This window comes from Photobacterium sp. TLY01 (assembly GCF_021432065.1).
GTDB lineage: Bacteria > Pseudomonadota > Gammaproteobacteria > Enterobacterales > Vibrionaceae > Photobacterium > Photobacterium halotolerans_A.
Genome location: NZ_CP090365.1, coordinates 898,493 through 921,492 on the forward strand (window position 1 = coordinate 898,493; position 23,000 = coordinate 921,492).

Genomic DNA, 23,000 nt, shown 5'->3' on the forward strand with positions numbered 1-23,000 from the left:
CTTTGCCATAATAATTAAGGTTCTGTTGCCCATTTTTTTGGGTGGAATATCAACTGACTCTCAGTTGTTTATGTCAACAGACTTCATCGATCTGGAGGCTCTCGTGTATCGCTCATTACTTTGTACTCTGATTGGCCTGGCTTCAATGGGTGCGAATGCTATTGAATATCAACTTCCTACCAACGGCAGTAAGCTCGTTGGCAATGTGGAGTATTATCAGGTTCCTGAGAATGAAAAAGAGAGTATCGCTGACATAGCGAACCACTTTGACGTGGGCTTTTTAGCTGTGATGGAAGCAAATAAAGGGGTTGATCCTTTCTTGCCTGAACCGGGAACTATGCTGACTATCCCAACCAGACTCATTCTGCCTGATGTTCCGCATGAAGGGATTGTGATCAACCTGGCTGAGTTGCGTTTGTACTATTTCCCGCCAGATAAGGATTCTGTGTATGTGTTTCCTATCGGCATTGGCCGGATCGGCCGCGAAACACCTGTGATGACCACGTCAATCAGCCAGAAAATCGTGGGTCCAACCTGGACGCCAACGGCGAACATCCGCAAAGAGTACCGTGAAGAACGCGGTATTGAACTGCCTGCAGTCATTCCGGCAGGTCCGGATAACCCCTTGGGTGAGTATGCGATGCGACTTGCTCACAGCCGGGGTGAATACCTGATCCACGGTACAAACAAAGACTTCGGAATTGGGATGCGTGTCAGCTCGGGTTGTATCCGCATGAACCCTTGGGATATTGAGTGGTTGTTCCCCCAGATACCGAAAGGCACCAAAGTGCGGGTGATCAATCAACCGTTAAAAGAAACACGTGAGCCGGATGGCAGTTTGTATGTTGAAGTGCATCAGCCATTGTCAAAATCAGAGGCCGAAGCGGGCCAGGCGAAAGCTGTGAAGCCAAGTCGTGCGCTTGTGAATGCGGTTGAAAGTGATAAACAAGCGATTACGCGCTTGTCTCAGGCTTTACAATCGCAAGAAGGCGTACCAATCGCGATTGATTAATAACAGATGTCACACGGGCTGTTAGGGCAGCCTGTGTGATATCTGTCTTCATGATCCTGTTTTCCTGAAGTCAGAATTCAGACATAAAAAAAGAGTGGAGCTGATAGCTCCACTCTTTTTGTCGTTTTTATTACTTACGATACGAACTAGCCATGTTGTCAATACGCTGGTTAGCACGCATTGCTTCCTGGTAAGCAGCATCTGCAGAAGCACGAGCGTCGTTAACGGCGCCGGCCATCTGATCTTGCTGACTTTGCAGTGCACCTACTTGGTCAGAAAGCATGTCTACTTTATTGGTTAGTTGTTGCATCTGATCTACTTCATCTGAGCTTGAACAGCCAATCAAAGTTGCACTCAGAATGATACCAGTAAGGATAGATAATGAACGGTTCATTTTTCTTTCTTCTCCTTTGTTTTTGCCACTACAGACCGAGTGTAAAAATTTATCAGTCGGCAGAATTAGTATGGCATATGTTATTCAAATTGCTCATCCAAGAAGCTTTTTTCCCAAAAAAAATTCTCTCAAAGACGAGAAAAAGCCCGTGAACGACAGCAAGAATGCGGCCTTTCGCCGTTTGAGTCAATGCACGCTATGTGAATGATATGTCAAATCTTCTTACTTAATTCTCAATCAAGAGACGTTCATTCCTGTCAATAGCGTCTACCAGGATATTGGGATTCAGCGTGTGAGGCACTTTTTCCAGCAAGGTGCCGTCGGGTTTTAGCAGATAAAAATACGAGCTGTGATCGACGGAATATTCTAATGCTGAATCTTCCTGTTTGGTTTTCATAAAGAGGACGCCATACTTCTTCGCCAGTAATTGGGTTTGCTCCATCGTCCCCGTCATACCCGTAATATTCTGATGGAAGTATTGCGCGTATTGCGCACTTTTTTCAGGGGTGTCCCTTTCTGGATCTAAAGTAATAAACACAGGCCAAACTTTATTTAACGTATCCGGCGTGATGGCTTTCAAAGCAGCACCCAAAATAGCCAGAGACGTTGGGCAGACATCCGGACAATGCGTGAAACCGAAGTAGACAACACGCAGTCGGTTATCACTGGTATTGAACAAGTCGACTGACGCTTTACCGCTCTCAAGCTGACCGCTTGATTGCTCAGCTTCTGCAACACTGACGTCATGACGGTCTACAAAGTAACGGGTAGCGAGGCCAGCGATCAAGGCTACGGCCAGAATTATCCATTGAATTTTCACTGTGTCATCCTTAAGGAAACGTAGAGAGGTGTGTGGGAATCGGAATCTGAGGTGACTTTGCCTTGCCAGGTCATGGCATCCTGTGTACAGAAAGGCAGCATGAGATCACCAGAAAAGCTGTCATCCGGTTGCCGGATTAATTGTAGCTGGTATTGCCCCATCATCATTTCATGGCCTTCCAGGGTGAGCAGAAGGGTATCTGTCTCTTGCGGCATTTGAGGCCAGCGAATTGTTATGGTTGTTGGTTGCAACGGATGGACAACATTGTCACTCAGCATGATGCTGGCATTGTTCTGGTTACAGCTTGTCCGGCTGAGTTCGCAGGCTTGCGCGCTGTCATAAATCGTTTCTGAATGAAAGAATGCTGGCAGCCACTCTACGGCCGCAAAGCCCAGACTGAACATCAGGATGAGCTTTATCGGCATTGTCCAATACGTGGAGAGAAGCTTGTCGGACATAGATTTCTCGTGTAGGTACTCTGGGTATTCAATTAATTGCGATATGCTACCACGCTTTTTGTGGTGATAGCAGCTGATGCAAAAAAAGGCCGCCAGTGGCAGCCTTATCAGGGAGTTAACGGTCAGTCCGCTGCAAATTTTTCCAGTCCCCATACGAGGACGATGCCCAGAAGCATGGCAATCACGGCATAGCTAAGAAGCGCTGGCTGGCCGGTAACCTGTTCAAAGCTGAATGGTGACAGGTTTTGTTCCAACAAAGGAACCTGTTCACCGCTGGAGTTGGTGCGCCAACTGATGGTTTCTTTCCAGGGCCATACTTTATTCAGGGTGCCGAGCATCAGGCCTGTCAGAAAGGTCAGCGTCAGATCACGATAATGTCTGAGCAGCCACGACAGAATATGAGAAAAGCACAGCAGGCCGATCACACAACCCGTTGCAAACAGCCCCAGTGTTCCCAGTTGCAGCGATTTAGCCGCTGCCAGAATCGGGCCATACATGCCCAGCAGCAGTAAAATAAAGCTGCCGGAGATCCCGGGCAAAATCATCGCACAAATCGCAATGGAGCCTGCAAGCACAATGTTGATACTGGTTGGTGCCATGTCAATCGGGTGAAGAACCGTAATACCGTACGCAAACGCTGCACCGGCAAGAATGCACAGAACCCGTGATACCCCCCAGTGCTGAACCTGTTTAAACATATGAATGGCAGAAATCAGGATCAAGCCAAAAAAGAAAGACCAGAGCGGAATCGGGTGCGTATGCAGCATCCAGGTGATCACCCGAGCCAGTGTCAGAATACTGGTCAGGATACCGGTGAGGAGGACAATCAGGAAACCTGCGTTAATGTGGGTGAGCACTGCGCGGATCCCCTGTTGGCGCCACAGAGTGATCAGACTGGGGTTAATGCGTCTGATGCTTTCCAGTAATGTATCGTAAATACCGGTGATAAAAGCGATTGTGCCACCGGAAACGCCGGGAACGACATCTGCCGCGCCCATCGCCAATCCCTTAAGAAATGTAAAAACGTTGCTCATTTGATTCAGGCATAGTTGTTATGAAAGTGAAGGCATTATACCGACTTAGTGTCAAAACGGTATGAGCACTTTGTTGAGTTCAGCCGGAAAATGTAACGGCAGATGAGCCTGCTGTAAGCCTGTCGCTGTCAGCAATTGGTTAATTGTCTCAAAATTCGATCATAAGCTGCTGCTAATTTGCTTAACTCTAAAGTATGGGCCTGTGCGGTTCATGCTTGAATAAAGGTGGGCAAGATGAAATGGAACAGTGTGATGTTATCAGCGCTGGTGGTTTCTGGAGTATTCGTCGCAAGTGTTCAGTCGGAAGGATTACTGATGTCTTATGACGAATATATGGAGCGGTGCACCGAAACATATGGCACCGACAGGACAACCATCAGTGTCTGCGAGAACCAGTATCTGACGATGTATGCCAAAGACGAAGAGGTGACAGCCCAGGCTGAGACACAGTTGCCGGGTACCGAGCCCTCTTCAGATTCTTCAGAGCCTCAATCCTCTGTACCTGAGACTGATACCGAGCAACCGGAATAAACTCAGGTATTTGTTGCCGTTCTCAGTGGCAGAGTTACGGCGACAGTGACACCCAGACAATCATGGCGGTTTCTGATTGCGATCTGCCCTGCGTGATAATCCACGATCAACCGCGAAATATACAGGCCAAGCCCGAGATGGGGTTTGTCCTGATGTGCCTGGCTGCGAACAGACACCATGGAATGCAACAGCTGGTCTGCCATATCATCCGGTAAAAGTGGCCCCTGATTGCTGACAGTCAGCGTCGCATGTTTGTCAGTTTGTGACAGTGTGACTTCTATCTGGCTGTTCGGGTGGCTGAATTCAACGGCGTTAGCGATCAGTTTGTCCAGTAACTGAGCCAGAAAGTCGGGGGCACCGGTAATTCTGACCGGGCTTTTTGGCACCTGCACCTGAAAGTGCTGGTCTGTGAAGGCGAACTGATAACCTTGCATACAGCCGCTGATCAATTCATTGAGCGTAAATTCTTCCATGTCTGCCCCTTGCAGACTTTGTTCAATTCGGGTGGCTTCTGTCATGCTGGATAAAATGGTGCTCAGCCGACGAATACCTTCCTGTGCCCGCTCGATATAACGCTGTTCCTCAGGATTGAGGGTGGACATAGAAAGGTTATCCAGTGAAGAGCGCACGACAGCAACGGGTGTACGCAGTTCATGTGACAGGCGCGAAGACAGGTTTTCCAGGTAATGATTATATTGTCCGAGCCTGCTGACCATGTTTGCCAGGCTGCGGGATAAATCACCGACTTCATCTTTTGACGTAGACGCAGTGATCGCTTCTCGAATTCGCCCCTGTGCATCAATGGACTGCTCTGCCTGATCACGTAACCGGCGGATACGGCCTGAGAGGCTTGAGGCAAAGAGGAAAAGAATAATGGCAGCGATGATGATAATCGCCAGTAGCACGTTAAAGAGTTGTTCCAGAGCCCGGTTCTTCAGGGTTTGAACGCCCTGGGTGGATTCTTCAGCGACCACGGCCCCCATCACTTTGTCGTTGAGCCAGATGGGGTAGGCGGCAGACAAAATCATAGCTTTACCATCGGTGGAGGCTCGCCAGTGAGCGTAACCGCGTCCCTGCAAGGCTTGATCGACATTCACGCCTGTAATGAGGGCGGGATTGGCGGGTTTGTCTTGAAACGGAACAGGCTCAGACAAGAGAAAGGTGGAGTACAACGGGCGCAGCAGATGTTGATCCAGCCATGAACCTAATCCATGGTCTTCTTCATCATAGCGAACAGAGGTTGCCCAAACCCCGTCAGAATGCTGAATATCGCCGGATTGCGCTAAAACCCGCTGATGACGATCCAATACCCAGATGCGTGAACTGCTGTGTCCCATGCCTTTGACGATACGCTCGATCTCAGGCGAGGGGAGCAGTACGGTGCCCAAATCAGAGGCTGTATTGGCGTTGGCTGTGCCGATGATGGTTTCGACATCGCGGTGGGTATCATGGTTGACATCATAAACAGAAACGGACAAGCGCTGACCCAGCAGGGATACAGGCATGCTGATTTCCAGCGAGTAGCCATCCTGCCTGGGTTGCCATTGCGCTGTCATCAGGTTGGTGGGGGAAAACAGGTTTGGCTCGTCCAGTTCATCCGTGATGATCCAGGCTGATGTCTGGCCACCTTCTTCCAGTGCAATCAGGTAGCGCTGGAACTCACCCTGCGGTGTTGTTAATGCCAGTATCAGGTGGTCGTTCCGGTCGACCTGGTGGCTGTTTGAGCGGCGCAAAACCGTATGCTGGTCCTTCACTTTCATGGCGGCATAAAATTGTTGCTGGTGTCGCCCGGTAATCAGATAGAAATCGGTTTGTCCTTGCTGGTAAGGGCGCTGGCTGAATCTGACATACTGACGCCCGTAGTAATGCATCTTGGCATCAAGATCCTCCGGCCAGTCGGTGAGGTGGCCGTCAATGGTGATTGAGCCAGGCAAGTCGTAGACGTACAGATCGCGGCCGTGCTGAACGCTGGGCAGAAAACTGGCTTGCTGGCTGAACAGCGCCGGCCGCTCGTTCAGCGCGGTGGCGATGGCTCTGGCTGTGCCAATCAAGGTTTGCTCTTGTCCCTGACGAAGCAGTTTTTCAATCTCGAGGACAAATCGATATCCGAACCAGGGCAGGGTGAGCAGCAGGCTGGCGATGATCACAATCTTCACGCGAAGGCCTGCATTGAGTCGTGCGATCAGGCGCCCCATCGGTACCCCATTCCGTAGACGGTGTGAATATGATCAAAGCCGGCATCATGCTGGGCAAATTTTTTGCGTATCCGTTTGATATGGGAAGTAATGGTACTGTCATCGACAACGACATGGGCATCTTCCATCAAATCCTGACGACTTCTGACATGGCCAGGACGTTTTGCCAGCGCGTATACCATCCAGAATTCAGTCACCGTTAAATCAATGTGCTGATCTTGCCAGAAGATTTGCATTTTGTTCTGGTCAATGGTCAAAGCGCCCCTGTGCAGCAGGGTCTCTTCGGTGGCGGGGGCCGACATCAGTTCGCTGCGCCGGAATAACGCAGCAATCCTGGCCATTAAATGGGGCAGGCTGATGTCTTTGGTGAGATAGTCATCCGCCCCCATGCGCAACCCGCAAACCGTATCAAAGTCGCTGTCACGGGCAGTCAGAAAAATAATGGGAACAGTGGGAGACAGTGCGCGTAAAGACTGACAAAGTGCGAATCCGCCATCGATCTCATGACCTAAACCGATATCTATGATGGCCAGATCGGGCAGTTTGATATCGAATGCCTGCTGCGCCTGCTGGCGGTCAGCATAGCCCTGCACTTTGTAACCGTGCTTTTTCAGCACATCCATGTAGTTTTCACGAATCGCCGCTTCGTCTTCAACAATGGCTATCTGTTTCATTGATTGCTTCATCATTCACTCTGGAGATGACTGACTATACCTGAACTGGCAGGCTAAAAAAGTGCAAATCAGCCTTCAACGTCAATTGCCATAATCTTGCCACATTTGATCAGCACATTGCCTTTTTCTCTCCCTCTTATTGCCTGAACACTTTGTTTTAATTCTCTCATCGGCAAACGAGAGCCGCATTCACGGCCTCAGATGCTCTTTCGGATCACACAGAAATGATGAGGAAAATCAGATGAACGACATGATGAAAAAACAAGCGCTTTCCCTTTTGGTCGCCACAGCCATTCTGGGCGCCAGCACTCAGGTCCATGCAGGTCAGCAGAGCACTGCAAACGCTGAGCCAGTTGCTCAGCAAGAGCAATGGATTGGTATGGGGTCCGGTGCCGCGGTTGGTGGCCTGGTGGGGGGGCCGATTGGCGCCGTGATTGGTGCTATGGTCGGCGGGATTGTGGGCACGGCTGTCGGTCAGGAAGACTATATCGCCACTCAGACAGCACGTTTGAGTGAGCAGCAACAAACCATTATCGCCCTGAACGAACGTAACGCTGAACTGGAGCCGGTACTGGACAGCTACCAGAGTATGCAACAGGAAATGGCCAGTCTGCGCGACACACAGCAAAAGCATGATATGGCGCTGGCGATGAATGTGCACTTCCGAACAGGTTCTGCGGTGATTGAACCCCATTTTCAGGCACAGCTGGATGAAATAGCAGAGCTGATGAAGCAATCGCCGGAAATTAACTGGGAATTATCAGGCTATGCGGATCGTCGTGGCGGGGCGGAACGTAACCAGGCGCTTTCTGAAGAGCGTGCTACTGCCGTCAGGGATTATCTGGAATCACGGGGAGCCAACCCATTGCAAATTGTCACCATTGCTTATGGTGAAGAAGAGCCGCTCAAAATGGATGAGAGCTGGGAATATGACTTTTTTGACCGTCGCGTCACCCTGCGCAGCCAGCAGGGACCGGTACAGACAGCACAGTCGCACTAAGGGGGAAATATGGAATCTACGGCCCAGTTTACGCTCAGCAGCTGTTTAATACCGATAGCGGTTCTGGTGATGTTTACGATGCAGTTAGCGATGAAAAGTGACGAGAGCACATTTTCAGTCAGTCATCAGATTGAGGCGAAGGGATTCAATGATGGTATCTGGCAAGATATGGGTAGTGTTGCACCGAATCAGTAATCTGGCTGAGGATCAGGGGAGCCGGTTTGGACTGGCCCCTGATACCTGGCCCGGGGCACTGCTGAAGCTGACATTACTGCATCTGAGTTTAGTGTACTGCTGAACAGACAACGCGTTTTTTTCATTGTTGTCTGCCCAACATTCTTGTTGTCGCCAAACCTTGTGAGTAAGCCCGTGACCAATTACACGGGCTGCTTTAAGGTTTCTCTCAGCCTGTCCTGAACCACTTCAACCAAGAGATCCGGCTGGAATTTAGATATGAAACGGTTACAACCGACTTTATCGACCATCGCCTGGTTAAAGCTCCCGCTGAGTGAGGTGTTCAGGGCGATGAAGAGATCTTTCATCCGTGGATCATTGCGAATTTCGTGAGTCAGGCGATAACCATCCATTTCCGGCATTTCAGCATCGGTGAACATCATCAGGATCTCCTGATTCACGTCTTTTCCTTCATCACACCAGCCTTTGAGGATATCCAGTGCTTTTTGCCCATTGATGGCTTCAATGATCTCCAGGCCCAGTTGAGCCAGTGTATCTCTGATTTGTGCTCTCGCGGTTGAAGAGTCGTCAACAATCAGAATCTTTCGGCCATGAAACTGGCTGACTAAATGCTGATCGAGGATGTCGTCTGAGATGTCCGTGTTGTATGACACAATCTGAGCCAGTACTTTTTCGACATCGACGATGCTGACCAGTCGCTCAACTCCGTCTTTTTCGATTCTTGTTATCGCGGTGAGATAGTTATTTTTTCCGACCTGACTGGGCGGCGGCTGAATGTCCTGCCAGGTCATATTGGCAATGTTCATGACTTGTCCGACGAGAAAACCCTGAACACTTCGATTGTATTCTGTAATGATGAGGTTGGTTTCGCTGTGTTCTTCAGTGGCTCTGACCCCAATTGCTTTGCGTAAATCAATGATTGGAATCGATTGTCCACGAATGTTGGCAACACCACAGACACTGGCATGACTACCGGGCAGCGAATGCAGGTGAGGCTGTTTGACGATTTCACGCACCTTGAACACGTTAATCGCAAATAACTGAGCAGAATGAAGCCGGAATATCAGCAATTCAAGGCGGTTCTCTCCAACAAGCTGTGTACGAAGATCAACTGCATCAAGAATAGTTGTCATAAAATGCCCGTAAATGTGGTTTTTGTCCTGAATTTCAGCAAATTATAGAGAGAGCAAGCCAATATTCCTAACGAAGCTTACAAAGGTAAGAGCAACATCCCAGTTTGATCGTGAATCTGTCGAAATGCGTAGAATGAGATCAGGAGTCCTGTGGGTTGTCCTGTTCGTCACGAAGCCGTTCAAAGACTTGTCACACTTTCCACTTTGTTGGCCTTTAAAGTGGAAATTCAGGATTAGATGCTGTTCTCAATGAGAGATGCAGCGTTAGCGTATTGATCTTTCATGATATCAGCACTCAAATCCTGCATTTTATTTTTCAATTATGCACTTTGCAGTGATATCCTGCTGCAGACATATTTTTTAACTATTTTGTAACCTTTCGCCGGAAAGTGTTTTCTGTTAAGTATTTATAATGTTTCAGAATGTAAATGGCTGAAATTGAAACATTTTAATAACAATGCTGAGAAGCATGATCACTATTAAAGCGCTTTAAAACCTGAAACAATATCTGCAAAAGGGCGATCCGGTTCCATGATTGGCGTCCGCTGTCGTTCACGTCTGTTTTTGGGTGAGGTTCTTATGAAGTTCTTGATCATTCTCGCTGTATCGGTTGCTGCCGGTGTTTTCTCAGGGGAACATCTTCATTCATTTATGGCCGGTTTTGGCATTGCCTCACTGGCGGTAGGGACCGCCTACTGGCTGGCATTTCGGGCGACACGTTACCCTCAATTGGCATTCATGCTGCTGCTGACCGGGTTAATGGCTAAAATGGGTGTCACTGTCGCAGGGGTGATGTGGGGTCTGGAAAACCAGGTGATTAACTCACCTCTGGTGTTTGCTCTGTCGTACCTCTTCTTCTCTATTGTGGCCACTTATGGCTACTTCAAGCTGCGTGAATTTCAAATGACCCGGCTTGAAACGGCCAAATTCGCCAACGCGTAATGCTGAAAGGGCCATAGACAAGTGGCCCTTTGTCGTTTTCTGCACAGCTAGATTAAACACAGCCACATTAAATGTGATGCCGTAGTCCCATCTGTACCGCACCTTGAACTTGCAAATCTGCAGTCAGTAATGCCAGATTCGCTTTATACCCGGCTCGGACCCTGCCATAAGACGCATCCAGTCCCAGAGCCTTGGCCGGATACAGGCTTGCCATCCGGAGCGCTTCTTCTTTACTGACACCCACATGTTCAATCAGGTTATGGACACCCTGAATCATGGTGATGGCGGCGCCGGCAATCGTACCATCTGCATAATGGCATTTACCGTCAGTGACATAGGCCTTGGTGCCTGCCATATCGTATTCTTTGAGATCAGTACCGGCAGGCGTAACAGCGTCCGTAACCATAAACAGTTTCTCCCCCAGAAGCTGATGGGCGATTCTGATGGAGGCGTAATTCACATGTATTCCGTCAACGATAATGCCAGCGTAGGGTTTATGGTCAAAAATATAGCCGACAGCACCTGGTTCACGAGAATCGAGCGGGCTCATCGCATTAAACAAATGTGTGGCCATACGGATGCCTTGTTTGGCTGTATAGTCGCGATAGCGGCCATTGGTGTGACCCATAGAGACGATGATGTTCGCGTCTGTCAGCTTGTTCATCACTGACTGATCACAAAACTCAGGTGCCAGGGTGATGACTTTGATGCAAGCGGCGTGGCTGATGAGATAGTCAGCCGTTTCGTCATCAAGACCCCGGATGCAATTTTCCTGATGGGCCCCTTTCTTCTGAGGGTTGATGAAAGGGCCCTCTAAATGCAGTCCCAGCACTCCTTCCGATTCCGGGCTATCAATGCTTTCAATTAACTCAATAACTTTGTTGAGTGGTTCGGCTTCGCTGGTGATAAAAGTGGGCAGGTATTGGGTGGTACCATGGCGAAGGTTGGTGGCGTTCATGGTATCGAGCGTGGATTTGGCAATGTCTGTGTTGAGCAACACGCCACCACAACCGTTCAACTGAATGTCGATAAAACCCGCGGTAGCCAGTAACCCAGTCCCGTCCAGACATTCAGTCGGGAGCAATTGCCCGGACTGAGCCTGCGACATAGGCATGACAGCAGCGATCGTATCTCTGTCGATGAAAATGGCTTGATCTTCAACAATCGTGCTGCCATCAAACACGCTGATATGGGTTATGGCGTACATGGGCCGGACTCCGGTAATGCTGAGGAGGAGAATAACCTATGGCTATCTTATTTTTTTTATGAAAATAAGATAGCCTGCATTGAATCCGGGATCAATTTATCAGTGACATTAATGTTAACTTTGTAACTGAATTATTTGATGAGGTTTAATATTTGCCTGAAGCTTTCGCCTTCAGCAACGCCTTGTAATTCAAAAAGTACCATTTCTGTGCACGAGACAGAGGCGCCCGCCTGTTGCATGCGATTCAGGGCGACTGTTTTGTTCGCGGCATTGCGGGAAGAGACAGCATCAGAAATGACTTCGACATGGTAGCCTTTCCGCAGTAAATCCATAGCGGTTTGATAGACACAGATGTGCGCTTCTATGCCAACCAGCAGCACGTTCTTGCAACCTGTGGAAACTAAAGCATCCATAAATGCGATTGACTGGCAGCCGCTGAAACAATTTTTGGCGATGGGGGCCTGATTGGTCAGGTGATCCGCAATCTGAGGAATCGTGGGCCCAAGCTTATCAGGTAGCTGCTCTAACCAGATGATAGGTAATTCAAGAGCTTTTGCTCCTTGCGTCATGACTGACAGGTTCTGATAGAGAGTCTCGCTGTCTGACATCAGGCTGGCGAGTTTTCCCTGAACATCAACGATCACCAGCGCGGTTTTATTGCGATCCAGCATAGGAATATCCTTATCTTAAATTCACCGGTATGTGCTTTTATATGAAAAGTTTAGCGGTGATTGCCCTGTGTTTGTAGGACAGAACATGGTTTTATCTGACCATAAAGTCAAGCCAGTTTGGCATTTTACGTGCCTCATCAGCTAAAATTGTTGGGTAAAACGGGCTGAAGCGAAAAGCCTTGTAACTTGTTTCATCTTTACATTATGGGTAAATGACGGAACAATGACCCGATATTGAAACGTACCTGAAAAACCATGACTGAAAAAAAATCGAATCCACTTACTGATCTCATTTTCAATGTCATCGTGCCGTCTGTGGTACTGATGAAGTTGAGCGGCCAGGAGCAACTGGGCCCGGTCAACGCATTAATCGTGGCACTTGCTTTCCCGGTTGTGCTGGGTGGCTATGAGCTGATCAAACACAAAAAATTCAACTTTATATCTTTACTGGGCTTTGTCAGTGTACTGCTGACCGGTGGAATAGGTTTACTTGAGCTTGATAATCAATGGCTTGCAATTAAAGAAGCCTTGATACCAGGTTTGATCGGGCTGGTTGTTTTCGTCTCGACTTTCACTAAGTATCCTGTTGTCACCAAAATGATTTTCAACGATGCCGTACTGAATCTCTCACTGATTAAAGAAAAACTGACCCAAAACGGCAAACAAACCGAATTTAACAGATGTCTGGCGCAGTCTAATTATCTGTTTGCCAGTACGTTTGTGTTTTCCTCAATTATGAATTACGTACTTGCGACGACCATAGTGACCAGCCCGGCAGGCACAGAAGCCTTCAATGAAGAGCTGGGTGAAATGACGTTGTTGAGTTACCCGATGATTGCGATTCCGTCCATGCTGATGATGTTCGGTATCTTTTATTATGTCTGGCGTTCTATCCGGCGTATGACCAATCTTGAAGCGAACCAGATTTTCAAGATGCAGTAATACACAAAAGGGCTGACCACTGGGTAAGCCCTTTTTAGATCTGCGTATTACAATGTGGATGACGCTCTTGGACGAAGATACCGGGCAAAGCGGGGGATCTGGTTATGGGTCAACCCGTTATAGCGAATGGTGATGATACTGCCGATTTCAGGCGGGATGGCGCGTTCTGCATCTGAAAAACCCGTCCCGATTTTAAAGGGTGGCACCCCATCCATTTTGACCCAAAGCGCCCCCATGACCCCCTGATATTTCCCTTTTCCGGGTTCATAGCCCACAACAACAGCTTCCGCATCTTCGAAGCGTTTTATTTTCACCAGGCTGTCGGACCGGCCTGCGACATAGGGCTGCGAAGCAAGGTGCAACATGATCCCTTCGCCGCCATCGGCTTCTATCTCTGACAGCCAGGTTTTGACCATCGCGATTGATGACAGTTTACGCTGCGCGATGATCTGAATGTAGGGGTGGTTTAGTTGATTGATCAGTGTTGTCATATGGTGCCGGCGCTCATCAAAGGTGCCGGGATGTGCGGGGGCATCAAAGATCATGAACCGGATTTTTTGCCATTGCTCAGAATTCGGCGATGAATCCAGCACTGTTCGCGAGACCAGATGAAATGCGTCTCTTCCAGCCCATAACTCGCCCTCTAAGGCTTCATCAGGCCAATTTTCCGTGAACCACGCTGGCGCATTGATTTTGTGCCCGGTTCGGGTTTGCAGTTGTTGACCATTCCAATGGGCACGAATGCCGTCCAACTTCTCGCTGATCCAGTAATCGGTGATTGTTGTGCCCATAGGGAGCAGAAAGGAATCATCTTGCCAGGCCGCTGAAGTGGCTCTCATGGTAACCGTTTCTTTGGCATAACTGATTGGGCTCAGCATTAAGGTGATGATCATCGCCAGCTCAGATTGCTTCATGTCTATTTTCCTCCGGGGTGACAAGAGTGAATGTCACCGGACACTGTCATATCCGGATATAATTCCGAGGGGGAAAGTAGGAGAGTGCGGCAGGAATGTGATTCGGATTCGCTAATTTTCTATCAGTATCATAGACTTTGCGAATGAAACCACACTGAGGCTTGATATAGCTCTGACATCGATCCGCTATCGGTGTGGTAGTTTATCTCTGTGTATCCTGAAGTGTTTGGTTATTGAGACATTATTTCGGAGATACTGAATCGTTTATTGGTACTTAATCAGGTTTGAAACTGGGTTGTTTGTTAGGTAGGAGAAAGGGATGGAGTTGATGTCGAACTGGAAAGTGACTCTGGTTGCCGGTGTGATCGCAGGAATGCTACTGGCATCGGCAATAGGGCACATTCAGCATCAGCCTACGGTTGCGGAAATGGACACGTTGCGTGAGACAAACACTGAGCAGGCAGAGCAGATTAAAAGCCTGAGCTCGCGTTTAGAAACGATGGCATCCATGGAAACCCAAAAAGCAATTGAATTTAAAGAGTTACAGCAACAACTTGAGCAGAAAACGCTGGAGTTATCTTCAGTACGTGAAGAGCATGCCAAGCAAATGGCGGCACTGAAGCAACAGAAAAAGCAGCTGGTTGTGACCAAAAAACAGCTAGACACCAAGGTTGAGACGCTGACTGAAGCAACCCAAAAACAACAAACGGTACTGTCTAACTCTAAAGTTTTATATCAGCAGCAGCTGGGGTTACAAAAACAACTCAGCCAGGTCGAGGCCGATATCAAACAAGCGCGGCGTGTGGCCGAAGAGTTCAAAAAACCATGCGACGAGTTTAAATCCGGCAAAAGCTGGAACTGGGTTTCCCAGGCTGATTGTGATCGCTATGAGGCAAAATTAGCAAAAGTAGCGGAAGCTGAAGTGGAGCGAACGGCGCTTCAGAATGAACTTGATGAACTGAATGAGAAAATCAATGTTGCATTACCAAAAGATGAGTGATGCTGATGACAGACCACAAGGGTAAATCAGGTCCACCGGACATGCTGGATCTGTATTCAGACATACCGAATCACCTGCCGGAAGAGTTGTTTCAAACGCTCATTCATACGCCGGATGTGCGTATTGAGCGAATTATTTCCCGCGGCCATCAGACACCGCCTGGCGAGTGGTACGATCAAGATGAAGATGAATGGGTGATGGTTGTTCAGGGTGCCGGTGAACTGACCTTTGATGATGGTCGCTCGCCGGTTCGTTTACATGCAGGCCAAAGCATCTATCTTCCTGCACATTGTCGCCACCGGGTCAGCTGGACTGAGCCCGATAGGAATACGATTTGGCTGGCTGTATTTTTTCCGCCTGCCAGTCATGACTGATTCATTCTGCCGGTGGCAATGCTGAACCGGTATCAAGAAGATACCGGTCTAACGCTTCAGTTTGTGGCTGACTTTCAGCGCTAAGTCACATTCTGCTTAGCCCACAGGCAAAGCTAAAGCCACAGGAAACTGACGTGCTTTTGCCAGTGACTCGGCTTTACGGGTGATAGTTCCTGAATCAAGTTGCTGCGTTACGGGAAAGCGTGCTTCCAGAGGCAGTGTCAGGCCACCTTGTTCAGCGGAGATCAATCCGTCGTCTACCAGCTTTTGAATGATGAGATCTGCAGCGGTCAGTGCCGAGGATGCTTTGACGATTTCAGTGCGGGCATAGTGATAGCCGTCGAAAGACACATCAGCAGTGCGAAGGGATGGATTTTCGCCTGGGATCTGTTGCGCGCCAAAAAGTGGCGGACCGCCGACACGAGCTGTTTTATATGCCGGCAGATGCTTGGCGATGTGTGCGATGGCTCTTTTTGTCCGTTGTTCAATATCACTGGGCTGCCAGCCGTTTCTCAACATGTTTTTGTAGACCGGGTGTAAATCCGGCTGAGCACTTTGTTCATTGCTGCTGACCAGACCACCCTTGAAGAGGGTAATGTCTTCTGTCATACCGTGTAGCTGAAAGTAGCCGTCTGGGTAGGGGGTCAACTGAGCCATTCCCTGCGGCGTGCCTCGCTGTCCGTGAAAAATAATTTCAGGCCACTCGGCTTTGCTGTCATCCCATCGGGTGACGTAGGCGGCTTTGAATTCGACCATACGTTTTCGCTTGTAGTGCGCCATATCATCGACAGTGCCGGTTCGGTAACCACAGGCATTGATCAGATAGTCCACGTCCACTGTTTGACTGCCCATGTCACCATTGTCACTCTCTGAACAACGGTAAGTAATTTGCCATTTACGGGTCTGACTGTCCTGCTCAATATGGGTGACTTTAGTGTGTGTTCTGACCTGGCTGTTGGGAAGCGCATCCAGACCCAGCGTAACAGTGGCTGCCAGGCGAAATACGCTAACACCGTATTCCTGAACAAGGACGATGGGGAATTTGAAATGATCAAGATCGAGGTGTTTGGCAACCGGCACCATCCAGTCATCCGGTGCTGTTGCCTGATCAGGCATCTCGCGTTGGGCCAGTCTTTCCATATCGTCGCGATAGTAGAGACGGAAATATTCATCCGGATTGCCTAGTACCGCATTTGCTGGATCAGCCTGAACTAATTCTTTGTAGTGTTGCTCCAGCAGAGCCAGTCGGGGAAGCAGTAAATCAGGATGACCGGGATCTTGCTGCGGAACAGCAATCACAGTAGGGCGAATATTCGCGCTGTGTTTATAGACTCTCAGCGTATCAACAGACTGTTTCAGCAGCTTAAGGCATTGCTCATCTGAAATGTCACGATACAAATTGCCACCAGCGTGTAAATGGCAGATAGGAGGACCGTTGACCAGGCCTGGCCCCTCTTCAAAAAGATTGACAGAAAAACCTTGCTCCGCCAGTCGCAGTGCAATAGTAGAACCTGCCATACCCCCGCCAATAACCCCAATTTTCAGATGGTTAAAGGGTCTGTTTGTACCATTTTCAGTCGTCATCAGCGGTTCGTTCAACATTTTTGTAATCAGTTCTCATGGCTGACATTTTACTTGCCTGGCGCCTCGTTTGAAACACTGAACATGCACAAACATATTGATTGTTCAATTTTCTGTCAGCTTGAATTTACAATGTAAAGATTCTGCGCCTGAATGCAGAGTCCGGGCTTGTTGATGCTGCGTAACATGGGCATAAGCCGCGATTGAAGCCTTGCTGCTCTGCCTGCAGCGAGTGGTATTTTTTTGACTTGGATGCCTGAGAAAAGCTCATTGTTTAACGCTGTGCATAGTTTGCGCTTGAGTGTGAAGGCAATTGGATGTCTTAATAAAGATATCGCCGCGCTATAACCTGCTTATTACCTTGCTAAAATTACCATTTCTGTCTAAACCCTTAGAGGTAGTGGTGAACTCATAACAAGGAAAATTTTATGATTCGAATAATCAAAATTGTACCGTTGGCGATTTTTTTGTCTGGTTCGGTTATCGCCGCAACAGAGAATCCGTGGTATTTCGGTGCCCGGGTGGGTGGCACTCATTTCAATAATTTTGATGGTGCGATTGATGGCCAGAAAAGTGACTACGGGCAAGATGACTGGGGTGGGGGTGTTTTTCTGGGTTACCAGTTCTCTCCGATGGTTGGTTTAGAAGGTGGTTACACTTACCTTGGCGAAGCAGATTATGATTTAGGAAGTGGTGGCTTTGAGGCCTATGGTTTGGATTTAGTTGCCAAACTGACATGGCCCGTCACAGATGTTGTTGACCTGTATGCCAAAGCGGGCGGCTTTTTCTTTAACGTTGATAATACTGTAAACGGTAAAGATGATAGTGGTACCTCCGGCACTGCAGGGGTTGGGGCTGAGTTTTACATGAACCCTAATGTATCAACGCGACTTGAGTATCAGTATTACAATCAGGTCGGTCGAAGTGAGCCAGGTAAAACTGACATTCATTTTTATGGGTTGAGCCTGGTATATCACTGGGGAGCACCAGCGGCCGCGGCTGTTGTTGAAGAGGCAGAGCCGTTACCAGAGCCAGCACCGCTACCCGCTTCGATGATCCAGCCCATTCGCGTGGCATTACCCTTCAATTTTGACAGTAGTAAGTTAACGCAAGTTGATTTTGACCGGTTGAAACCCATTGCGGATCGCCTGGTGAATTATCCTGACAGTAAACTTCAGGTAATTGGACACACAGATGCGTCGGGGTCGCCGGCTTATAATCAGAAACTGTCTGAAGAGCGTGCAGCAGCAGTGGCTGGTTATCTGGCGGGTTACTTCAGTATTGGTATGGACAGAATTGAGATCAAAGGCTTTGGTGAGCGTGATCCAATTGCAACCAATAATACGGAAGAAGGACGCGCTAAAAACCGTCGCGTAGAAGCTTATATGCCGGGAATGACGACTAACAGTCAGTAGTTTCAGCACTTTTACCTTTTACTCAGCAAAGCCTCCTTGATTGGAGGCTTTTTCTGCTAATAACATCAATAATGGCATGTCGAGATTATCAGCCGGGCGTTTTACAGTTGGGGGATGTTGCGGTTGAAACGGGCAAACGGCCGATTTCACGGCGTAAATCATCAATGCGCGATGCATGGGAAGGGTGGGTCGACAGAATTTCAGGGGGTTGCCCGCCGCCGCTGGCTTTGTTCATGTTTTGCCAAAGCGCCACACTCTGATTCGGATCGAAACCGGCTTGTGACATCATTCGCAGCCCAATGATATCGGACTCCGATTCCTGCGCACGACCATAAGGCATCAGAATGCCGTACTGTACACCAAGCCCGAGTCCGGCCATGGCCATTTCCTGATACTCAGTGCCACCGAGAGCGACGCTGGAGATTTGTAAACCCAGGTTGGCTAACTGAGTACGGGACAAGCGCTCGTTGCTGTGTTTGGCCAGCACATGACCAATTTCATGGCCGATAACCGTGGCCAGCTGATCCTGATTCTGTGCAACTTTCAGCAGGCCGGTATAGACACCGATTTTTCCGCCGGGCAGCGCGAAGGCATTGACCTGATCACTGTCGAAGACAACCACTTCCCAGCTTGGCGCTTCTGGCTGACGTCCAAGCGATGCAGTTAAAGCACGCGTGACACACTGAACATAGGCGTTAACCTGAGGATCAGTATTGATCTTTTCCTTTGTTTTCATCTCTTCAAAGGACTGAGCGCCCAGTTGCGACATATCCTGTTCAGAGAACAGCAGTACCTGCTGCCGGCCAGTGGGTGAATTACTGCAAGCAGCCAGCAGTAATGCACTTGCCAGCAAACTGGTAACGGGTAAATGGCGAAATGCTATCATAGTTCTCACTCCTTGCTTTTTAGTATATGCCATGTTGTACATCGCTTATCAGCCATTTATAGAGATGGTATGCTGGCGCTTCATAGCTTGTTATAAGGAATCGCAATGTCGATCTGGCGAAAGAAATTTGATCTGAACGACTTAAATCAAACCTCCGTGAACACCCTGGTTCAACACCTCGGTATTGAATACAGTGCCTTTGATGACAATAGTTTGACGGCAATAATGCCAGTAGATTCAAGAACTCACCAGCCTTTTGGTATGTTGCATGGTGGCGCATCGGTCGTTCTGGCTGAAACGCTGGGATCAATTGCTGCCAATATGTGTGTCAGTGCGGATAAGTATTGTGTGGGTCTTGATATCAATGCAAACCATATACGCGTTGTGCGTACTGGTTTTGTGAAAGGGACAGCCAGCCCTGTGCATATCGGAGCCACGACGCAAGTCTGGCAAATTTCTGTCACCGATGAGCGGGACAATCTTGTATGTACAAGCCGGTTAACAATGGCAGTACTGAAACATAAAAAGAAGGACGAAGCATGATTCTGACATTTAGCCAGGGTAGGATTGTCGCGAATCAGCATGAGTTGGTTATTCGTCTTGACGGAGCGGGGAAAGTGAATTTGCAGGCAAGGGCGGATGATATTCGCTTGTTAAGACAGCCAAATATGATTACTGCCACCGGGAGTGGTGTGCAATGGTCAATCCATTTGGATGATGACGCACAACTTGAAGCGATGTCGGACTGTATGGGCATTGCAATTGATTCTCATCATAATTAGAGGATCTTTCCTGACAGAATAGAAAATACACTGACCGTTTTTGAGGGATATATCGCGAACTTGAGCGGAATGGCTTTTATATCCGATCATTTTTCTACAGAATTGAATCGAAACTTTTGTTTTTTGATTGATTTAAAAGCTTGCAGATTAGCTATTTATTGATGTAGCTATAAGAAAGGATATCTATGCAAGAGCCTCAACTTAACAGAATTGCGGTGAACGCATTTCGTACTCTGTTTAGCGGTTGTCCTGATTTTTGTAATCTACAATCCACTTTTTATGGCTGGGTTGCATTTCTTGCTTCAGAGAAGCGGCGAGTTGTGATTAAGTTTTGTCGCCAGCCGGGCCGGCTAAGTCAGGAAATTAATTCTGTTAATCGATTAAGATCAATGATCGACTGTAAAGTGCCTGAAATATTATTTTTTGGTTGTGAAGAAGGGCATGAATTCATCGTGATGGAATGGATTGATGGTGTTCCTGCGCATGAATTACCCAATGAACCTTATGCCCTGGAAGTATTTTCTGAGCACTTTACAGAACTACTCATTAATATGCACAATCAGCCCCATCATAATGGGTTTGAAATTTCAGAGAATAAGTACGATTCTCAAATTACAACAGCCTTTGAAACATGGATGAATCCTGTTTTACGATTTGTGCTGGACAAAAAATCTCCATTCTCAACAGCGGTGAAAAATCATTTCGAAAATCTTTGGGATGAGCGTCAGTTAGTATTGGCCCCCCTGAATGAAACAGCCTCTTTTGTTCATGATGACTGTCATTTAGCGAATGTGCTTTTTGATGCCAAAACGTTTAAAGTGGCGGCGATTCTTGATCCAGCTGATGCGGGTATAAAACACAGAGAGTTTGATATTTTTCATTTAAATGATATTCGCCCTGAGCTGGATCTTATTGCGCGTTATGTCGCAAAATTTCCTCTGGCCGAAGGGTATGAAATACGTCGCTGGTATTTAAGCCTTTGGGATGATGCAAAGCATGCGTCAAACATTGGCTGGTATGATGAACAAAGCTTTATCTATAAACTTGAGAAATATCATCACGCATCAAAAAGGTCTGGCAGGATGTTTTGAGAGATGCCGCTAAATTGTTTACAATATGCGCGTATTTTCGACCTTGAATGGCAGCCGTATGAAAAAAACGCTCTTTTTGTTTGTGATAACACTTTTGTCGGGTTGTGTTTCTTCTCCTTCGACTCAGTCTCCAGCTCAGAATGCGGACAGGGGTCAAGCTGAGACCCCCCAGGTGTCAGTACCTGAGACTGAGGGACCATCAGAATCAGCCCGGGTAGCTCCCTCGTCCCCGACTGTTGCCACGCCCACGGAAACTAAACCCAAGCTTGCCAAAGTGCCTGCGGTTAAGCCTCAGCCCAAGAAAGTAAAAACCCGAGATGGAAAGTTGATTCTTGGTCAGCACGAATGGGTATGGTTCAGTCCGGCAAAACAATATGTCAAAGTACAGATTAACCAGGCACAAAAATCATCGACGCTGGGTGTGACAGCACTGGTTCCGTTTGAGCGTGATGGTAATGAATGGGTGAAATTTAAGGCGCGGGGTATGGATTTCGAACTCCCTGTGATCCGATGGGCAGGTAAAGAGGACACTAAGTCCGCCGTTGTTCAGGTAAGAACGGTTCTGGGCGATCTGAACGCCTTAACCGACTTTGCTCTGGTGAAAGGTGATGCGGTTGTATTGGGTGAAAATTTCACGAAAGATGTCGCGATTGTCGATTCAACCCGAGAGTTTGTGCAGCCTAAAAGAAGTAATTGATAGACGACCATCGCAAAATGTCATCCTGATGTACTGAGCCAGGCAGGGAAAACTGCCTGGCTTGTTCTTCTTGTGCTTAAGCGGGACGGGTCTCTACCGAGACTTCGTAGCTGGTGAATTTTCGCACATTGATCACACCCGTGTCGAAGATCAGGTATTGGCCTTTCATGCCAAGCAGTATCCCTTCAACAACAGATTCTTTGTCGAAATTATGGGATTGTATTTTCTTTGGATACGCACTCACAGGGTAGGTAATCTCGACCAGGTCTGATTCAAGACGTTCAATGGAATCCGCACCAAAATGCAGCAACAAATCCTGTAACTTTTCCTCAATCGCTGGCAGCAGCTTTTCTGCTTCTTTGGCTAAATCGATCGACTCTGCATCTCCCTTCAACATTGCCCGCCAGTTGGTTTTATCGGCAATAAATTCAGCTAACGCAACCTCAACGAGCCCGGAAAGATGACGGTTCTTTACTTTGAGTATCGGTAAAGCCTGTGTGGCACCCTGATCAATCCAGCGTGTCGGAATTTGGGTATGGCGGGTGATTCCGACTTTAAGGCCGGACGTGTTGGACAGGTACACATAGTGAGGCACCATACAGTGTGTGTCACCCCATTCAGGCTCCCGGCATGTGCCTTGTGCATAGTGACAGGTTTCCGGTTTCATGACACACATGTCACAACGGGCCAGTTTTTTCATACACGGAAAGCAATGCCCTTGTGAATAGCTCTTTTTTGTTTTTCTTCCGCAGGCATCGCAGAAAATATTGCCACTGAAAGTGAGCTGCAGGTGATGGCCAATCAGCGGGTTCAGATCAAGCGTTTGCTCTCCAACCAGCAGTTGATAACTGACGACATCGCCAAGTGATGAACGCATTTTACTTAATGTACCTTGCATGATAGTTCTCTGCTTACATTGCTTAAGATGGGATCTTTGCCCCTGTCGTACGAGTGTACCACTTCAGTCTTCAACAAGAAAAAACGGCCCGTGTGAATTGGGCCGGTTGCGTTTTTTATCAACAATTCGGCACTTCACATGGGCCGGTTCAGTA

Annotated in this window: 26 protein-coding genes; 13 read left to right on the forward strand and 13 right to left on the reverse strand. The window is 48.2% G+C overall.

Features of this window, described 5'->3' with window-relative positions; genetic code table 11:
* Positions 1 to 103: 103 nt before the first annotated feature.
* Positions 104 to 1,012 carry a L,D-transpeptidase family protein gene (locus LN341_RS19700; RefSeq protein WP_234205374.1) on the forward strand — a complete coding sequence of 303 codons (909 nt, stop codon included), beginning with the start codon at positions 104 to 106 and terminating at the stop codon, positions 1,010 to 1,012.
* Between the two features lie 130 nt (positions 1,013 to 1,142).
* On the opposite strand, the gene LN341_RS19705 is transcribed toward LN341_RS19700, so the two are convergent.
* The 4 genes from LN341_RS19705 to LN341_RS19720 all read right to left on the reverse strand — a co-directional run bounded on the left by LN341_RS19705 (position 1,143) and on the right by LN341_RS19720 (position 3,718).
* Positions 1,143 to 1,406 carry an Lpp/OprI family alanine-zipper lipoprotein gene (locus LN341_RS19705; RefSeq protein ID WP_027251090.1) on the reverse strand — a complete coding sequence of 88 codons (264 nt, stop codon included), beginning with the start codon at positions 1,404 to 1,406 and terminating at the stop codon, positions 1,143 to 1,145.
* A gap of 226 nt (positions 1,407 to 1,632) precedes the next feature.
* Positions 1,633 to 2,226 (reverse strand): SCO family protein, encoded by a 594-nt coding sequence (locus tag LN341_RS19710; protein ID WP_046221154.1) that lies wholly within the window; start codon positions 2,224 to 2,226, stop codon positions 1,633 to 1,635.
* On the reverse strand, positions 2,223 to 2,684 hold the full coding sequence (locus tag LN341_RS19715) for a hypothetical protein (RefSeq protein WP_144409065.1): 462 nt from the start codon (positions 2,682 to 2,684) through the stop codon (positions 2,223 to 2,225). Before LN341_RS19715 ends, LN341_RS19710 begins: the two co-directional genes overlap by 4 nt.
* A 122-nt stretch (positions 2,685 to 2,806) precedes the next feature.
* Complete coding sequence (locus LN341_RS19720) at positions 2,807 to 3,718, reverse strand: DUF368 domain-containing protein (protein ID WP_046221155.1); 912 nt, start codon at positions 3,716 to 3,718, stop codon at positions 2,807 to 2,809.
* A 234-nt stretch (positions 3,719 to 3,952) separates the two neighbouring features.
* Here LN341_RS19720 and LN341_RS19725 point away from each other — a divergent pair, with 234 nt between their 5' ends.
* Entirely contained in the window at positions 3,953 to 4,249 is a 297-nt protein-coding gene (locus LN341_RS19725) for a hypothetical protein (protein WP_234205376.1), read from the forward strand.
* A gap of 2 nt (positions 4,250 to 4,251) precedes the next feature.
* Here LN341_RS19725 and pdsS read toward each other — a convergent pair whose 3' ends face one another.
* Together pdsS and pdsR are read right to left on the reverse strand one after the other, a co-directional pair.
* Positions 4,252 to 6,444: a proteobacterial dedicated sortase system histidine kinase gene (pdsS, locus tag LN341_RS19730; protein WP_234205377.1), complete on the reverse strand. Its 2,193-nt coding sequence runs from the start codon at positions 6,442 to 6,444 to the stop codon at positions 4,252 to 4,254.
* Positions 6,432 to 7,118 (reverse strand): proteobacterial dedicated sortase system response regulator, encoded by a 687-nt coding sequence (gene pdsR / locus LN341_RS19735; protein WP_046221158.1) that lies wholly within the window; start codon positions 7,116 to 7,118, stop codon positions 6,432 to 6,434. The genes pdsS and pdsR overlap by 13 nt, the downstream gene beginning before the upstream one ends.
* Before the next feature lie 241 nt (positions 7,119 to 7,359).
* Here pdsR and pdsO point away from each other — a divergent pair, with 241 nt between their 5' ends.
* Both pdsO and LN341_RS19745 read left to right on the forward strand, forming a co-directional pair.
* Positions 7,360 to 8,118 (forward strand): sortase-associated OmpA-like protein PdsO, encoded by a 759-nt coding sequence (gene pdsO, locus LN341_RS19740; protein ID WP_234205379.1) that lies wholly within the window; start codon positions 7,360 to 7,362, stop codon positions 8,116 to 8,118.
* Positions 8,119 to 8,127: 9 nt separating this feature from the next.
* Positions 8,128 to 8,313: a hypothetical protein gene (locus LN341_RS19745; protein ID WP_234205380.1), complete on the forward strand. Its 186-nt coding sequence runs from the start codon at positions 8,128 to 8,130 to the stop codon at positions 8,311 to 8,313.
* Positions 8,314 to 8,495: 182 nt separating this feature from the next.
* Here the strand turns inward: LN341_RS19745 and LN341_RS19750 are convergent, their stop codons facing one another.
* Positions 8,496 to 9,446 (reverse strand): chemotaxis protein CheV, encoded by a 951-nt coding sequence (locus LN341_RS19750; protein WP_046221160.1) that lies wholly within the window; start codon positions 9,444 to 9,446, stop codon positions 8,496 to 8,498.
* Between the two features lie 579 nt (positions 9,447 to 10,025).
* Between LN341_RS19750 and LN341_RS19755 the strand changes: the two genes are divergently transcribed.
* Positions 10,026 to 10,388, forward strand: coding sequence for a hypothetical protein (locus LN341_RS19755; protein ID WP_046221209.1), 363 nt, complete (start codon positions 10,026 to 10,028; stop codon positions 10,386 to 10,388).
* Positions 10,389 to 10,455: 67 nt separating this feature from the next.
* Here the strand turns inward: LN341_RS19755 and nagA are convergent, their stop codons facing one another.
* Together nagA and LN341_RS19765 are read right to left on the reverse strand one after the other, a co-directional pair.
* Positions 10,456 to 11,595: an N-acetylglucosamine-6-phosphate deacetylase gene (gene nagA / locus LN341_RS19760; RefSeq protein ID WP_234205382.1), complete on the reverse strand. Its 1,140-nt coding sequence runs from the start codon at positions 11,593 to 11,595 to the stop codon at positions 10,456 to 10,458.
* A gap of 131 nt (positions 11,596 to 11,726) precedes the next feature.
* Positions 11,727 to 12,266 carry a hydrolase gene (locus LN341_RS19765; RefSeq protein ID WP_046221162.1) on the reverse strand — a complete coding sequence of 180 codons (540 nt, stop codon included), beginning with the start codon at positions 12,264 to 12,266 and terminating at the stop codon, positions 11,727 to 11,729.
* Between the two features lie 255 nt (positions 12,267 to 12,521).
* Here LN341_RS19765 and LN341_RS19770 point away from each other — a divergent pair, with 255 nt between their 5' ends.
* On the forward strand, positions 12,522 to 13,208 hold the full coding sequence (locus LN341_RS19770; protein WP_234205384.1) for a VC0807 family protein: 687 nt from the start codon (positions 12,522 to 12,524) through the stop codon (positions 13,206 to 13,208).
* Positions 13,209 to 13,255: 47 nt separating this feature from the next.
* On the opposite strand, the gene LN341_RS19775 is transcribed toward LN341_RS19770, so the two are convergent.
* The gene (locus LN341_RS19775; RefSeq protein ID WP_046221164.1) at positions 13,256 to 14,122 is read right to left on the reverse strand and encodes a DNA ligase; all 867 of its coding nucleotides are present in this window, start codon (positions 14,120 to 14,122) and stop codon (positions 13,256 to 13,258) included.
* Positions 14,123 to 14,441: 319 nt separating this feature from the next.
* On the opposite strand from LN341_RS19775, the gene LN341_RS19780 reads away from it, so the two are divergent.
* Together LN341_RS19780 and LN341_RS19785 are read left to right on the forward strand one after the other, a co-directional pair.
* Entirely contained in the window at positions 14,442 to 15,122 is a 681-nt protein-coding gene (locus tag LN341_RS19780) for a chromosome segregation ATPase (RefSeq protein ID WP_234205386.1), read from the forward strand.
* Between the two features lie 44 nt (positions 15,123 to 15,166).
* Complete coding sequence (locus tag LN341_RS19785; protein WP_234206597.1) at positions 15,167 to 15,496, forward strand: cupin domain-containing protein; 330 nt, start codon at positions 15,167 to 15,169, stop codon at positions 15,494 to 15,496.
* Between the two features lie 96 nt (positions 15,497 to 15,592).
* Here LN341_RS19785 and LN341_RS19790 read toward each other — a convergent pair whose 3' ends face one another.
* On the reverse strand, positions 15,593 to 17,098 hold the full coding sequence (locus tag LN341_RS19790) for an FAD-dependent oxidoreductase (protein ID WP_370643759.1): 1,506 nt from the start codon (positions 17,096 to 17,098) through the stop codon (positions 15,593 to 15,595).
* 407 nt (positions 17,099 to 17,505) lie between these two features.
* Here LN341_RS19790 and LN341_RS19795 point away from each other — a divergent pair, with 407 nt between their 5' ends.
* Entirely contained in the window at positions 17,506 to 18,492 is a 987-nt protein-coding gene (locus LN341_RS19795) for an OmpA family protein (protein WP_234205389.1), read from the forward strand.
* Positions 18,493 to 18,580: 88 nt separating this feature from the next.
* On the opposite strand, the gene LN341_RS19800 is transcribed toward LN341_RS19795, so the two are convergent.
* Complete coding sequence (locus LN341_RS19800) at positions 18,581 to 19,378, reverse strand: M48 family metallopeptidase (RefSeq protein ID WP_234205391.1); 798 nt, start codon at positions 19,376 to 19,378, stop codon at positions 18,581 to 18,583.
* Positions 19,379 to 19,483: 105 nt separating this feature from the next.
* Between LN341_RS19800 and LN341_RS19805 the strand changes: the two genes are divergently transcribed.
* The 4 genes from LN341_RS19805 (at position 19,484) to LN341_RS19820 (ending at position 21,948) form a co-directional block, all read left to right on the forward strand.
* Complete coding sequence (locus LN341_RS19805) at positions 19,484 to 19,921, forward strand: hotdog fold thioesterase (protein ID WP_234205393.1); 438 nt, start codon at positions 19,484 to 19,486, stop codon at positions 19,919 to 19,921.
* Entirely contained in the window at positions 19,918 to 20,160 is a 243-nt protein-coding gene (locus LN341_RS19810; RefSeq protein ID WP_046221169.1) for a DUF3389 domain-containing protein, read from the forward strand. Before LN341_RS19805 ends, LN341_RS19810 begins: the two co-directional genes overlap by 4 nt.
* Positions 20,161 to 20,345: 185 nt before the next feature.
* Positions 20,346 to 21,251, forward strand: coding sequence for a phosphotransferase (locus tag LN341_RS19815; RefSeq protein WP_234205394.1), 906 nt, complete (start codon positions 20,346 to 20,348; stop codon positions 21,249 to 21,251).
* Positions 21,252 to 21,525: 274 nt separating this feature from the next.
* A complete protein-coding gene (locus LN341_RS19820; RefSeq protein ID WP_234205397.1) occupies positions 21,526 to 21,948 on the forward strand; it encodes a RimK/LysX family protein in 423 nt (140 codons plus the stop codon).
* A gap of 76 nt (positions 21,949 to 22,024) precedes the next feature.
* On the opposite strand, the gene LN341_RS19825 is transcribed toward LN341_RS19820, so the two are convergent.
* Positions 22,025 to 22,846 carry a DUF2797 domain-containing protein gene (locus LN341_RS19825; protein ID WP_234205398.1) on the reverse strand — a complete coding sequence of 274 codons (822 nt, stop codon included), beginning with the start codon at positions 22,844 to 22,846 and terminating at the stop codon, positions 22,025 to 22,027.
* Positions 22,847 to 23,000 lie beyond the last annotated feature (154 nt).